The organism is Oleiagrimonas sp., from assembly GCF_027858935.1.
Classification (GTDB): Bacteria; Pseudomonadota; Gammaproteobacteria; order Xanthomonadales; family Rhodanobacteraceae; genus Oleiagrimonas.
The window spans coordinates 1-12390 of the sequence record NZ_JAQIBU010000253.1; the positions used below are offsets into that span (position 1 = coordinate 1).

General features: G+C 64.3%; 14 protein-coding genes. 7 read left to right on the forward strand and 7 right to left on the reverse strand.

Features of this window, described 5'->3' with window-relative positions:
- Window positions 1-25 precede the first annotated feature (25 nt).
- Window positions 26-661 carry a sigma-70 family RNA polymerase sigma factor gene (locus PF446_RS09255; RefSeq protein ID WP_298071152.1) on the forward strand — a complete coding sequence of 212 codons (636 nt, stop codon included), beginning with the start codon at window positions 26-28 and terminating at the stop codon, window positions 659-661.
- Window positions 658-1332 carry a ChrR family anti-sigma-E factor gene (locus tag PF446_RS09260; protein ID WP_298071140.1) on the forward strand — a complete coding sequence of 225 codons (675 nt, stop codon included), beginning with the start codon at window positions 658-660 and terminating at the stop codon, window positions 1330-1332. The genes PF446_RS09255 and PF446_RS09260 overlap by 4 nt, the downstream gene beginning before the upstream one ends.
- A 34-nt stretch (window positions 1333-1366) precedes the next feature.
- Here PF446_RS09260 and aroB read toward each other — a convergent pair whose 3' ends face one another.
- Together aroB and PF446_RS09270 are read right to left on the reverse strand one after the other, a co-directional pair.
- Complete coding sequence (gene aroB / locus PF446_RS09265; RefSeq protein ID WP_298071141.1) at window positions 1367-2446, reverse strand: 3-dehydroquinate synthase; 1080 nt, start codon at window positions 2444-2446, stop codon at window positions 1367-1369.
- Window positions 2443-2991: a shikimate kinase gene (locus PF446_RS09270; protein WP_298071142.1), complete on the reverse strand. Its 549-nt coding sequence runs from the start codon at window positions 2989-2991 to the stop codon at window positions 2443-2445. The genes aroB and PF446_RS09270 overlap by 4 nt, the downstream gene beginning before the upstream one ends.
- Window positions 2992-3033: 42 nt before the next feature.
- On the opposite strand from PF446_RS09270, the gene PF446_RS09275 reads away from it, so the two are divergent.
- Complete coding sequence (locus PF446_RS09275; RefSeq protein ID WP_298071143.1) at window positions 3034-3870, forward strand: SDR family oxidoreductase; 837 nt, start codon at window positions 3034-3036, stop codon at window positions 3868-3870.
- 72 nt (window positions 3871-3942) lie between these two features.
- Here the strand turns inward: PF446_RS09275 and PF446_RS09280 are convergent, their stop codons facing one another.
- Window positions 3943-4803 carry a kinase gene (locus tag PF446_RS09280; RefSeq protein WP_298071144.1) on the reverse strand — a complete coding sequence of 287 codons (861 nt, stop codon included), beginning with the start codon at window positions 4801-4803 and terminating at the stop codon, window positions 3943-3945.
- Between the two features lie 111 nt (window positions 4804-4914).
- Between PF446_RS09280 and pdxH the strand changes: the two genes are divergently transcribed.
- Together pdxH and PF446_RS09290 are read left to right on the forward strand one after the other, a co-directional pair.
- Window positions 4915-5502: a pyridoxamine 5'-phosphate oxidase gene (gene pdxH / locus PF446_RS09285; RefSeq protein ID WP_298071145.1), complete on the forward strand. Its 588-nt coding sequence runs from the start codon at window positions 4915-4917 to the stop codon at window positions 5500-5502.
- A gap of 29 nt (window positions 5503-5531) precedes the next feature.
- The gene (locus PF446_RS09290) at window positions 5532-6308 is read left to right on the forward strand and encodes an ABC transporter substrate-binding protein (protein WP_298071153.1); all 777 of its coding nucleotides are present in this window, start codon (window positions 5532-5534) and stop codon (window positions 6306-6308) included.
- A gap of 182 nt (window positions 6309-6490) precedes the next feature.
- Here the strand turns inward: PF446_RS09290 and PF446_RS09295 are convergent, their stop codons facing one another.
- From PF446_RS09295 to proC, 3 genes are read right to left on the reverse strand one after another with little or no spacing between them, the layout of a single operon-like run.
- A complete protein-coding gene (locus tag PF446_RS09295) occupies window positions 6491-6934 on the reverse strand; it encodes a DUF4426 domain-containing protein (protein ID WP_298071146.1) in 444 nt (147 codons plus the stop codon).
- A gap of 24 nt (window positions 6935-6958) precedes the next feature.
- Window positions 6959-7537, reverse strand: coding sequence for a YggT family protein (locus tag PF446_RS09300; RefSeq protein WP_298071147.1), 579 nt, complete (start codon window positions 7535-7537; stop codon window positions 6959-6961).
- 21 nt (window positions 7538-7558) lie between these two features.
- Window positions 7559-8374 (reverse strand): pyrroline-5-carboxylate reductase, encoded by an 816-nt coding sequence (gene proC / locus PF446_RS09305; protein WP_298071148.1) that lies wholly within the window; start codon window positions 8372-8374, stop codon window positions 7559-7561.
- Between the two features lie 177 nt (window positions 8375-8551).
- Here proC and PF446_RS09310 point away from each other — a divergent pair, with 177 nt between their 5' ends.
- Both PF446_RS09310 and PF446_RS09315 read left to right on the forward strand, forming a co-directional pair.
- Window positions 8552-9589 (forward strand): type IV pilus twitching motility protein PilT, encoded by a 1038-nt coding sequence (locus PF446_RS09310; RefSeq protein WP_298071149.1) that lies wholly within the window; start codon window positions 8552-8554, stop codon window positions 9587-9589.
- A 147-nt stretch (window positions 9590-9736) separates the two neighbouring features.
- Complete coding sequence (locus PF446_RS09315; RefSeq protein ID WP_298071150.1) at window positions 9737-10888, forward strand: PilT/PilU family type 4a pilus ATPase; 1152 nt, start codon at window positions 9737-9739, stop codon at window positions 10886-10888.
- A 258-nt stretch (window positions 10889-11146) separates the two neighbouring features.
- Here PF446_RS09315 and PF446_RS09320 read toward each other — a convergent pair.
- Window positions 11147-12390 (reverse strand): hypothetical protein (locus tag PF446_RS09320; RefSeq protein ID WP_298071151.1); only part of this gene is annotated, 1244 nt, incomplete at its 5' end.

Below are 12390 nucleotides of genomic sequence, written 5' to 3' on the forward strand. Positions count from 1 at the left end.
ATCCACGGGCCTTCGGGTTACGGCTATGATGAAGACTGATTCACCACAGATGAGGGTGACGCCTTTCCGGGCGCATCGATTCGTGTCCACTTCCGTCAACAAGGCAGGTGACGAAACCACATCCTGGGCTCCCCAGATGGAGGCAATCGCCACCCACCGTGATCGGGACTGCTTCATGCAGATCTACGATCATTTTTCACCGCGTCTGCAGCGCTATCTCATGGGCCTTGGGGTACGCCCCGGTCTGGCCGAGGAGCTGGTGCAGGAGGCGCTGCTGCGTTTGTGGCGCAAGGCTGCCCAGTTCAATCCGGAGCGCGCCAGCCTGTCGACCTGGCTTTTCCGCATCGCACGCAACCTGTACATCGACCACGTTCGGCGCGAGCCGGACTGGCAACCGATCCAGGATGGATTGGAACAACTGGAACGGGAGCGTCCCAAAGCCCAACGTTCGGAAACCGAAGCCTTCGCCGAACACGAAGAACTCAAGAAGGCCATTCTTGAACTGCCCGCCATGCAGGCGCGATTGATCCGCATGTCCTATTTCGAAGCCAAGAGCCACCGTGAAATCTCCGAAGAACTCAGCATGCCGCTGGGTTCGGTCAAGTCCCGCCTGCGCAAGGCCTTTGGCACCTTGAGCCTGAATGTCCGGAGGGAGTCATGAGCCCGGTCCATCATCTCGACGAAGCCACCCTGATCAGCTACTCGGCGGGTGCACTGTCCATGCCCCTCATGATCGTGGCCGCCACGCACATGGCCACGTGCAAGGTTTGCCGCGATCGCCTGTCGGTGGCCGACCGGGTGGGTGGGGCGCTGATTCAGCGTCAGGAGTCCGCGAGCGTCGATCCCGTGGCTCGCGCAGCCATGCTTGCGCGGCTTGAGGACGAGGCGGAAACCGAGACGGCTCCCGAGCCGGATGCGCTCGACCTGCTTGGCCCGCGCCGGCACGACCCCGACCGGTTGCCCGAATTCCTGCATCGTTATTTCGGCAGCAGTTACAGCGGTCTGCGCTGGCGGACCCTGGTGCCGGGTGTTCGCCGCGTGCGTGCACGGGCAGTTGAAGGTGGTGATCTGATGCTGTTGAGCATCGCGCCGGGCAAGAGCTTGCCGGTCCACAGCCATCAGGGCAGTGAGCTGACACTCATCCTGAAGGGCGCCTATGACGATGACCTGGGTCACTTCGGGCCCGGCGATGTCGCCGATCTGGACGGTGAAGTCGAGCATCAGCCGGTGACTGCCAGGGGCGAGCCCTGCATCTGCCTGGCAGCACTGGACGCGCCACTGCGTTTTCCGGGTCGAGTGGCGCGGATGCTGCAGCCGATCTTCGGATTCTGAGCCTTCGGGCCGTCTGAATTTGCAGCCGGCCCCTTCAGTCGGCCAGCACGGCCCGCACGTCCGCTTCATCGACGCCTGAAATCATTTCGGCGCGGCCGATACCGCGCCACAGGATCAGGCGCAGTCGTCCTCCCAGGTTCTTCTTGTCCAGACGCATGTGCCTGAGCAGTTCGTCCGGGTCCAGTCCAGCCGGTGGTGTGACCGGAAGTCCCAGGCGTTTCAGCAGTAGCGCGAGGCGTTCGCCATCCCCGGCCTTGGCCATGTCCAGGCGGGTGGAGAGCTTGGCGGCCTGGCACATGCCGATGGCCACGGCCTCGCCATGCAGCAGGGTGCCGTAGCCACAGGTGCTTTCCAGCGCATGGCCAAAGGTGTGGCCCAGATTCAGCAGCGCGCGTTCGCCACGTTCGGTCTCGTCACGGGCGACGATGGCAGCCTTGTGCGCACAACAGCGCGCAATGGCCTCGGCGACCACATCGTCCGCGCGGCCATCCAGGGCCTCGGCGTGATCCTCGAGCCAGGCCAGGAAATCGGCATCGCCCAGTGCCCCATACTTCACCACCTCGGCCAGTCCGGCGCGGTATTCGCGCACGGGCAGGGTGGCCAGGGTGTCGGTGTCGGCGACCACCATGCGCGGTTGATGAAAGGCGCCGACCAGATTCTTGCCCGCGGGCAGGTTGACCCCGGTCTTGCCGCCCACCGAGGAATCAACCATGGCCAGCAGCGTGGTTGGCATCTGCACGAAATCAATGCCGCGCATCCAGCAGGCCGAAGCGAAACCGGCCAGGTCGCCAATCACGCCGCCGCCCAGGGCAACAATGCAGGCATCGCGCGAGGCGGCCAGTTCGGCCAGGGTGTCAAACACCCGGGCGACATGCTCCATATTCTTGTACTGCTCGCCATCGGGCAGTGCCAGCCGTTCCCATGACAAGCCCTCCAGTCCTGCGGCAACGCGTTCCAGATACAGCGGTGCCACGGTGGTGTTGCTGACCACGAGAACCTGGCGTCCGCTGATGGCCGGGCGCCAGCGTGCGGTATCGCCGAGAAGGCCAGGGCCGATGTGGATGCTGTAGCTGCGCGGGCCGAGCCCTACGTCCAGGGTATGGATTGCGGTCATGGTGGGGTTGTCGTGGTCAGGCGCTGCCATTGTGCTTCGATGCGGCGTACACAGCGTGCAAAGGCTCGACTGGTGCGTTCATTGTGTCCGGGGATGTCCAGTTCGGCGATTTCCTGGTAGAGCGGGTTGCGTTGGGCCGCCATCGCGGTCAGGCGCGCATTGCGGTCCACGCCCACCAGCAGCGGGCGGGCGCGGTCCCGTTGCAGTCGCTGCAATTGCTGGTCGACGCTTGCCTGCATCCAGACGACGAATCCGGTCTGGTGCAGCAGTCGCCTGCTTTTCGGGTCAAGAATGGCGCCCGCGCCGGTGGCAAGCAATACCCCTTCGCGCTCGCTACACTGAGCCAGCATGGACGCCTCGCGTTGCCGGAAGCCGGCTTCTCCCTCGATCTCGAAAATGGTGGAGACGTCGACCCCGGTGTGCTCCTCAATCTCGCGGTCCAGGTCCAGGAATATCAGGCCGTAGTGTTCGGCCAGGCGACGTCCGATGGACGTCTTTCCGGCTCCGGACGGGCCTATCAGGAACAGGTTCGAAGAAGGGTTCATGCGACGATGCTAGCAGCCTCGGAAAATCAAAATGCCAACGGCATGCCGCGTGTACTTGTGGCTGGCTGCGGAGATGTCGGCCAGCGCGTGGCCCGACGCATGCATGCGCTCGGCTCGCGGGTCCACGGTCTGCGCCGCTCGGCGCGTCCGTTGCCGGAGGGCGTCATCGCCTTGCGTGCAAACCTGTCCGATCCGGCCAGTCTGTTGATGCTGCCGCCGGGCATCGACCAACTGGTCTATCTTCCGACCCCGGACACGCGCACACCGGAGGCTTATCGTCGGGTATTCCTCGATGGACTGCGCAACCTGCTTGCGGTACTGGACACGTCGCGCCTGCAGCGCATTGTGTTCGTCTCCTCCAGCGCCGTATATGGCGACCACGCAGGTAACTGGGTCGACGAGGACACGCCACCGATGCCGATGGGCTTCAACGGCAGCTTGCTGCTGGAGGCCGAACAATGGCTGGCTTCCAGCGGTCTGCCGGCCACGGTGCTGCGGTTGGCAGGCCTGTATGGTCCCGGAAGGGAGAGCCTGTATGCACGCATCCGCGATGGCCGTGCCAGGGCGCCGCTGCGACCCACGTTCTGGGCCAACCGCATTCACGCCGAGGATGCGGCTGCCGCCATCGTCCACCTGCTGGGCCTGCCCGATCCTGCGCCGCTGTACCTGGGCGTGGACAACACGCCGCTTCCATTGGCTGAACTGTACGATTTCCTGGCCGCTTGCCTGGGTGCGCCGGCCGTGCCTGAAGGTGATGCGCCGCATGGCATCGGCAACAAGCGGTTGTCCAACGCGCGTTTGCGGGACAGCGGGTTTGCGCCACTCTGGCCGGACGCGCGCGATGGCTACGCCGCCTTGCTTGCGCGCCGCCAAGGCTGACGCTTCGGCGGCCCTCGGCTGCAACCGGGACACCCCGCGTGACACCCAGTGCAAGGCTGTGTGGGATCCTTGTCAGCCGCGCGGCGGGGCGCCTTGGCGCTCGCGCAGGCCAAACCACTCCACCCGGCGCGCTGCATCCAGCCTGACACACAGGTCCGCGCATGCGGGCAGCGTGTCCGCAGCATGACGGCTAAGACGCTCGAAATGCTGCATGAAGCGGGCCAGCTGCTGCGCATTCATGGCTTGCGGTGCATGTCGCCTGCGCAGGTCATGTTCGGCCTGCTCGCGCCAACGGCATGTCTGGGGCCAGTCCGGTGCCGCAAGCGCCACCAGCGCATCCAGCTGCGTCCACAGCGGCTGCATTGCCTGCAGGCATGCGTTGACGTAGCGCCGCCATGCACCGTCCGGGTCCTCGTTGCGCTCCAGCGCATTGACGGGCTCGACCAGTGCCGCAGGTGCTTGCGGGAGCAGGCCCACGAACCAACCCTCCAGCACCAGCAGGCGGGGCGGGTTCGTGACGCGTGGCCAGCGCGAGGGCGGGCGGCGTGTGTCATGGCCCTTGTCGAAGCGCGGCAAGGCGACCGGGTGCGCTGGCGTGGCGACGGTCAGTCCATCGAGCACCCGTTCGAGCAAGGCCAGGTCGTGGGTCCCGGGCACACCGCGCGTGCGCAGCAACGAATGCACCTCACGCGCGAGCCTGCGTCGCGCGCGGCGGCCCAGATAGAAATCATCCAGCGACAGCGTCTGTGCCGGCAGGCCCCTGCGACGCGCCACGTCTGCCAGCGACCGCGCCAGGGTGCTTTTGCCACTGCCTTGAGGTCCGGAAAGGCCGAGCACGAACATGTGCCGTGCTGGTGCGATGCGCGCCTGGAAGGCATCCAGCACGCGCCGGGCAAGATCGTTGGAGAGTGCGGCGGCGCTGCGCGATGGCATGGCAAATGGATATATGGGGTTCGACCCGGGTGGGGCCGTGCACTAGCATGCAGGTTCAGGCTGGACGTGGCACGACCAGCATAGTCTTTCCTCCATTGCGGACGCCTCGCCATGCTCAACGACACCATTCTCGAAACCTTCCGCGGCCTGCTGGACGAGGCCCGGGCCTCGCCCGACCGGGAGCCGGAAGCCATGACCCTGGCGACCGCCGCGCCGGACGGCCGCGTGCATGCCCGGATCGTGTTGCTGAAGGGCGTCGATGCCCAGGGTTTCCGGTTCTACACCAACTACGAGAGCGCCAAGGGCCGGCAGCTGGAGGCCCATCCGCAGGTGGCATTGATCTTTCACTGGAAACAGCTGCGCGAAGGGGTGCAGGTGCGCGTGGAGGGTCGCGTCGAACGCCTGTCCGCCGCCGAATCCGATGCCTACTTCGCGACCCGCAAGCGCGGCAGCCAGATCGGTGCATGGGCCTCGCACCAGTCCGAGCCGCTGCCCGATCGCGAGACATTCGAGGCACGGGTGGCCGAGTACGAAAACAGGTTCGAGGGTGTTGACGTGCCGCGTCCACCGCACTGGGGCGGCTATCTGGTGCGCGCGGACGCCATCGAGTTCTGGTACGGCGCCCGTTTCCGCCTGCACGAACGGGTGCGCTGGGAGCTTCAGGGTGATACCTGGACCCATGGCCTGCTGTATCCGTGAACGACCTGTTTCCGCAACGCATCGTGTGCATGACCGAGGAACCGACCGAGGTCCTGTACGCGCTTGGTCAGCAGCACCGCATCGTCGGCATCTCCGGATTCACCGTGCGTCCGTCCGAGGCGCGCAGGGACAAGCCCAAGGTTTCGGCATTCACCAGCGCCAAGCTGGACCGCATCCTGGCGCTCGAGCCGGATCTGGCGATCGGGTTTTCCGACCTCCAGGCTGACATCGCCCAGGCCCTGATCAAGGCCGGCGTGGAAGTGTGGATCAGCAACCACCGCAGCGTGCCCGGCATCCTCGGCTACATCCGCCGCCTGGGCGCGATGGTGGGGGCAGCGCAAGCCGCGGAAGCCTATGCCGGCAAGGCCGAAGCGCATATCGAGGCCGTGCGCGCTGCGGCAGCAAAGCTGCCGCGGCGGCCGAAAGTCTATTTCGAGGAGTGGGACGAGCCGCCGATCACCGGCATCCGCTGGGTGGCCGAGCTGGTGCGCATCGCCGGAGGGGACGACATCTTTCCCGAACTGGCGGAGAAATCCCTGGGCAGGGACCGCATCCTGGCCGATCCGCTGGAACCCGCGCGGCGGTCGCCGGACATCGTGATCGGCTCGTGGTGCGGCAAGAAGTTCCGTCCCGAAAAGGTCGCTGCGCGACCGGGCTGGCAGGACGTGCCGGCCGTGCGTGACGGCGAGCTGCACGAAGTGAAGTCGCCGATCATCCTGCAGCCGGGGCCCGCAGCGCTGTTCGATGGCCTGGACGCCCTGCACGCCATCATCAAAAGCTGGGCCGGACGCCCACTCACGGCGTAGCCCGGATAAGGCCCCGGCCGCATCCGGGGCGGGCCGCAACGCGGTCCTGAGGCTTTCGAAAAAGCCGGGCGGATGGGTTGCTCCGGGAGACAGGACCTGTCGGAGTGAGCATTCCCGTGGAATGCATCCCGGATGCGCTTGGCTTGTCCGGGCTGCGTGATGGTCCGCATCCGGGCCCGGGTTCAATCGATCACGAAGGTGTGCTTGAAGTGGATGTGTTGCGTGGCCTGCCCCGGCGCGGTCACGTCCAGGTCGAAGCGCAGGCTCCCGGTATGCCGGATGCGGAAGGTTCCCAGATAGGAGATCCCGTTGGCCTCCTTGATTTCGCGCATGTGAACCGGGATTGCCGTGCCGTTTTCGGCCAGCGCACGCGCGCTGACGTCAGCTTCGACACCGGGGGCATTGTCGCCTTCTGAAGTGGACACCATCACGTTCAAAAGACCCTGTCCGGCGCTGTGCTTGACGCCCAGAGCACTGGCGGACTGCGCCGGCAGCGCGGTGGCGGGCAGGGCGTTGTAGCGGATGGTCAGGTCGCCCTTGTGCAGCACGCCCTGGGCAAGAGCCGTGGCCGGCACAAGCAAGGCCAGTGCTGCAGTCCAGGCGAAACGGCGAAACATGGGATTCATGGCAGGAACTCCTTAAGGTCGGGGTCAGCCGGCAACGGCAAGGTGCGCTCCGAGATCAATGATCGGCTGAGCCACCAGGATGCGCAGCAGGAACAGCACCAGGATCGCCACGGCGGGAGAAAAATCGAGCCCCCCCATGGTCGGCATGCGGCGACGCAGCGGAAGCAACGGCGGTTCGACAAGCTGAGAAACAAAGCGCAGCAATGGATGTCTGGTGTCGCCGCCGACCAAACTGGACAGCGACCAGCCAAACACCAGCACGATGTAGATCAGCATCGTCATGTCCAGCAACTGGCCCAGCCCCAGGACCAGCCAGCCAACGGGTCGCGGCAGCATGCCGTGCAGGGCGAACTCCATCCCCAGCTTGACCAGTTCGAGCACCAGTGCGACCAGGGCCGCGGCCAGGTTGATCCGACCCCAGTTCGGGATGATGCGGCGGACCGGCGCCAGTACCGGGTTGCTGTAGCGATACAGAAACTGGCTGACCGGGTTCTGGAACTGCACGCGCCAGAGTTCTGCAAGAATCCGCAGCACGAACAGTGTAACGGCAGCTCCAAAGGCGAATTCCAGCAGCAGCTGGGCGGCGTTGGCGAAGTAGCTCATGGCGCGTGTTCCCGGTGCCCGTCAGTCATTGTCGGAGGCAAGTTCCGCACCACGCGTGGCGCAGGCGTCCACGGCGCGCGCAACGATCTGGCGCAGGCCGTCGGCAGCAAAACTTTCCAGCGCCGCCTGTGTGGTGCCGTTGGGCGATGTGACGCGCTTGCGCAGGGCGTCGGGCGACTCGTTGCCCTCCACCATCATGCGCCCGGCGCCCATGCAGGTCTGTGCCGCGAGTTTGCGCGCGGTTTCACGGGGCAGCCCACGCGCCACGGCGGCGTCCTCCAGAGCCTCGACCATGAGGAAATAATACGCCGGTGCGGAACCGGAGATGCCGGTCACGGTGTCGATCTGGGACTCGTCCTCGATCCAGGCGGTGAGGCCTGCGGTTTCCAGCAGATCCTCGGCCTGCTGCTTCTGCTTGTCGCTGACTTGCGCATTGGCGAACAGCCCCGTGGCGCCGGCGCCGATCAGCGAAGGCGTGTTGGGCATGCAGCGAACGATCGCCGGGGTGTCGCCAAGCCAGCGCTCGAGCTGGTCGGTGCGGATGCCGGCGGCGATGGACACCACCAGCGGCTTGTCCCGGGCAATGATTTCGGCCAGGTCGCCGCATACCCCCGGCAACACCTGGGGCTTGACCGCCAGGACCACGATTTCGGCGCCATCCACGGCCTTCATGCCTTCGGCGAAAGTGGTCACGCCAAAGTCGTGTTCGAGTGCCTGGCGCGCTTCGGGGCGGGGTTCGGCGATGGCGATGGCCGAGGCCTCGGTGCCTTTGCTGATCAGTCCGCCGACCAGACTGCGTGCCATATTGCCGCCGCCGATGAATGTGATGCGATGCATATCGCGTTGCCTCCGTTGAAGTGTGTGGGGTGTCCCAATCGCTTGCCCTGGCGCCTGAAAGTTCGCACACAGGCACCATGCGCGTGGTTATACTCAGGGACACTACGACAAACCGATGCCTCGTGCCGAATGCGCCGGCGGTCGGTACTGGTGAATGTCTTCCTGAGGGGAGTGTGCATGGATATCGCAGAACTGCTGGCCTTTTCGGTCAAAAACAAGGCCTCGGACCTGCATTTGTCCGCCGGCCTGCCTCCCATGATCCGCGTGGACGGCGACGTGCGCCGCATCAATACGCCGGCCTTCGACCACAAACAGGTCCACGCGTTGATGTACGACATCATGTCGGACAAGCAGCGTCGCGATTACGAGGAATTCCTCGAGGTCGACTTCTCCTTCGAGATTCCGGGCCTGGCGCGTTTCCGCGTCAACGCCTTCAACCAGCAACGCGGTGCGGCCTCGGTGTTTCGCACCATTCCCGCCGAGGTGCTGACGCTGGAGGACCTGGGCTGTCCTCCGGTATTCCGCGAGCTGATCGAGCAGCCGCAGGGACTGATCCTGGTGACCGGCCCGACCGGCTCGGGCAAGTCGACCACGCTGGCGGCGATGGTCGACCACATCAACAAGAACGAATACGGCCACATCCTCTCGGTCGAGGATCCGATCGAGTTTGTGCACACTTCCCAGAAATGTCTGGTCAACCAACGCGAAGTGCATCGCGACACACACGGCTTCAACGAGGCCCTGCGCTCGGCGCTGCGCGAGGATCCGGATTACATCCTGGTCGGCGAGCTGCGCGATCTGGAGACCATCCGCCTGGCCCTGACTGCGGCCGAGACCGGCCATCTGGTATTCGCCACACTGCATACCAGTTCGGCCGCCAAGACCATCGACCGCATCATCGACGTGTTCCCGTCCGGGGAGAAGCCGATGGTCCGTTCGATGCTTTCCGAGAGCCTGCGCGCGGTGATCGCCCAGTCGCTGATGAAAAAGGTCGGCGGGGGGCGTATCGCGGCGCACGAGATCATGGTTGGCATCCCGGCTATCCGCAACCTGATCCGCGAGGACAAGGTGGCGCAGATGTATTCCTCGATCCAGACCGGCCAGCAGCATGGCATGCAGACCCTGGACCAGTGCCTGCAAGACCTGGTCAAGCGCGGCGTGGTCTCGCGCGACAACGCGCGCAGTTACGCCAAGAACAAGGACATTTTCAGGTAAGCACCTGTACCCGCGCATGCGGGCCGACAACGGCAGTACACTCGGAACCATCACAATACAGCGAGGTGCCGGACCTCGAAGCAAGGCGGAGCACGGGCAGACCCGTATCCGACCGACACCTCACCGGTCCCCGCGGGAGCCTTCATCATGGCCGATATCGATTTCACCTCCTTCCTCAAGCTGATGGTGCACAAGAAGGCCTCGGACCTGTTCATCACGGCCGGCGTGTCACCGTCGATCAAGGTCAACGGGCGCATCGTGCCGGTGACCCAGCAACCGCTCAGCGCGCAGCAGTCGCGCGACATGGTGCTCAACATCATGACGCCCTCGCAGCGCGAGGAGTTCGAGAAGACCCACGAATGCCAGTTCGCCATTTCCGCGCAGGGCGTGGGCCGATTTCGTGTCTCGTGCTTCTACCAGCGCAATTGCGTGGGCATGGTCCTGCGCCGGATCGAGTCGAAGATCCCCACCATCGATGAGCTGGACCTGCCGGCGGTCATCAAGCAACTGGCGATGACCAAGCGCGGCATCATCATTTTTGTCGGCGCCACAGGCACCGGCAAATCGACCTCGCTGGCGGCCATGATCGGCCACCGCAACCACAACTCGACCGGCCACATCATCACCATCGAGGATCCGATCGAGTACGTGCACAAGCACGATGGCTGCATCATCACCCAGCGTGAGCTGGGCATCGATACCGAGACCTGGGACAACGCGCTGAAGAACACCCTGCGCCAGGCCCCGGACGTGATCATGATCGGCGAGGTGCGTACCCGCGAGACCATGGAACACGCGATCAATTTTGCCGAAACCGGCCACCTGTGCCTGTGCACCCTGCACGCCAACAACGCCAACCAGGCCATTGACCGCATCATCCATTTCTTCCCCGAGGACCGGCGCCAGCAGCTGTTCATGGACCTGTCGCTGAACCTCAAGGGCATCGTCGCGCAGCAGCTGATCCCGACGCCGGACGGCAAGTCACGCAAGGTCGCCATGGAAGTGTTGCTGGGTACGCCGCTGGTGCAGGACTACATCCGGCAAGGCGACGTGCACAAGCTCAAGGACGTGATGAAGGAGTCCACCAATCTGGGCATGATGACCTTCGACCAGAGCCTTGTGAAGCTGTTCCACGCCGGCGAGATCAGTTACGAAGACGCCCTGCGCCATGCCGACAGTGCAAACGAGGTGCGGCTGAAAATCAAGCTGTCTCAGGGGGGCGATGCCAACAGCCTCAGCCAGGGCATGGACGGTGTCGAGCTGGTCGAGTCCGAAGAGGACCGCGTGCACCGGTTCTGAGCCGCGCCCCACAGGGGCAAGAACCTTCCTGTGCCACGCAACACACCTCCTTGATCAAGGGGATGCCGGTTGGGGTCCAGGCATCCCGGCCGGGATCAAAAGCATGCCGATGCATTTTGCACAGGCAGCTGTCTTGCAGGTAACCGCGCCGCGCAGGTGCATCTTCCTTGAAAGCCACCCTTCTCCCAAGGCCTCCTGCGCAGCAGGCAGGAGGCCTTTCGCGGAGCATCGTGCGATGGCAGCCGCTGGAGTTTTGACTCAGTGTCGCTTCACATGCACGTTCATCACCACGCCATGGTCATCCACATGGATGTCCTCATTGATGGCATCGACATGCTCGGCCTGGGCCTTCATCTGCTGCATGTTCTTCATGAAGTCGTTGGCAGCATTGCTGTCGAGATTGGTCTTCATCTTGGTGTCCATGGCCTTGCTCAGGATCGCGAGCCACTTGCGATACATGCTGCCATCCATATGGAAGTTCGAGACTGCGCCGGACACATCGGATGTGGACTTGAGGCTTTCGGCTAGACGCTGGTCCTCTCCGGAACCGAGTGCCAATGCCAGCACATGGTCATTCATCGCGACCCAGGCCGGTTGTCCGCCTGCCATCCTGGTCAGCGTGGCCGGCAGTGCCACGGGCTTGCCGTCCTTGGGAATCTGCAACGTACGCAGCGCCGGCACAGCCATTTGTGCCATGGCGATCATGCCTTCCGGGTTATCCGATGCGATCAGCACGCGGCCGGCGACCGTGGGTTTGCCCGCGTCGGGAAGATCGATGCTGTCGATGCTGATCTGCAAGCCTCGCAAGTCGTTGACCGGGGGTACGGCGGTCTTTTGCACCGCCATGCGCAGTTTCGCGAATCCCTGGTTGAGGTGGGTCAATGCCGGGCAGGTGAATGGTTTGGCGGCCACGGCATCGGCCTGGGCCATCCAGAACTGACGAAATTCCTTGACCGGAAACGCGATCGCGAGATCCAGCGGCGCCGAGAGCGAACCACCAAGACCCGGCAGCTTCACATGGATCCCGGAGAAGGTGCTGGCGATGTCGGAAGCCAGCGCGACATTGATGCGATATCCGACCTGGTCGGCCTTCATCGCGGTCATGCCGCTGCTGATCATGGGTACACGAGAGGCGATGCGGTCAAAGTCGGCCTTGCAGCTGGCCGGGATCTTTTCGGCCGCGGCCGGCGCGGATGCCAGCAGCGCCTTGAGCAAGGGGTCCTTTTCACCGGCGATCAGCGCTGGAAGGCGGGTGAAGTCGATATAGGCCAGCGAGTAGGGTTGATAACCATCGCTCTGGATCAGCTTGTCCAGTTTCCCGCTGTCCTGCAGGCTGTGTTCGGGCTTGTCCAGACCCAGCGCGGTACGCAGCAGATTCTTGCCCGCATCGATGGGTAAAACAGCCAGTACGGCCTGCTTTTTCTCCACGGCTACCACGAACTCGAGTTTCAACTGCCCGAGGCGGACATGGCGATAATCGATACCGCCCAGTCGGGTAGTTT

Coding starts and splice junctions, on each gene's coding strand:
- PF446_RS09295 (WP_298071146.1), bottom strand. CDS start 6,934: ATGAATCCCATGTTTCGCCGTTTCGCCTGGACTGCAGCACTGGCCTTG.
- aroB (WP_298071141.1), bottom strand. CDS start 2,446: ATGACCGCAATCCATACCCTGGACGTAGGGCTCGGCCCGCGCAGCTAC.
- PF446_RS09300 (WP_298071147.1), bottom strand. CDS start 7,537: ATGAGCTACTTCGCCAACGCCGCCCAGCTGCTGCTGGAATTCGCCTTT.
- PF446_RS09280 (WP_298071144.1), bottom strand. CDS start 4,803: ATGCCATCGCGCAGCGCCGCCGCACTCTCCAACGATCTTGCCCGGCGC.
- PF446_RS09275 (WP_298071143.1), top strand. CDS start 3,034: ATGCCGCGTGTACTTGTGGCTGGCTGCGGAGATGTCGGCCAGCGCGTG.
- PF446_RS09270 (WP_298071142.1), bottom strand. CDS start 2,991: ATGAACCCTTCTTCGAACCTGTTCCTGATAGGCCCGTCCGGAGCCGGA.
- PF446_RS09315 (WP_298071150.1), top strand. CDS start 9,737: ATGGCCGATATCGATTTCACCTCCTTCCTCAAGCTGATGGTGCACAAG.
- proC (WP_298071148.1), bottom strand. CDS start 8,374: ATGCATCGCATCACATTCATCGGCGGCGGCAATATGGCACGCAGTCTG.
- pdxH (WP_298071145.1), top strand. CDS start 4,915: ATGCTCAACGACACCATTCTCGAAACCTTCCGCGGCCTGCTGGACGAG.
- PF446_RS09290 (WP_298071153.1), top strand. CDS start 5,532: ATGACCGAGGAACCGACCGAGGTCCTGTACGCGCTTGGTCAGCAGCAC.
- PF446_RS09310 (WP_298071149.1), top strand. CDS start 8,552: ATGGATATCGCAGAACTGCTGGCCTTTTCGGTCAAAAACAAGGCCTCG.
- PF446_RS09260 (WP_298071140.1), top strand. CDS start 658: ATGAGCCCGGTCCATCATCTCGACGAAGCCACCCTGATCAGCTACTCG.
- PF446_RS09255 (WP_298071152.1), top strand. CDS start 26: ATGATGAAGACTGATTCACCACAGATGAGGGTGACGCCTTTCCGGGCG.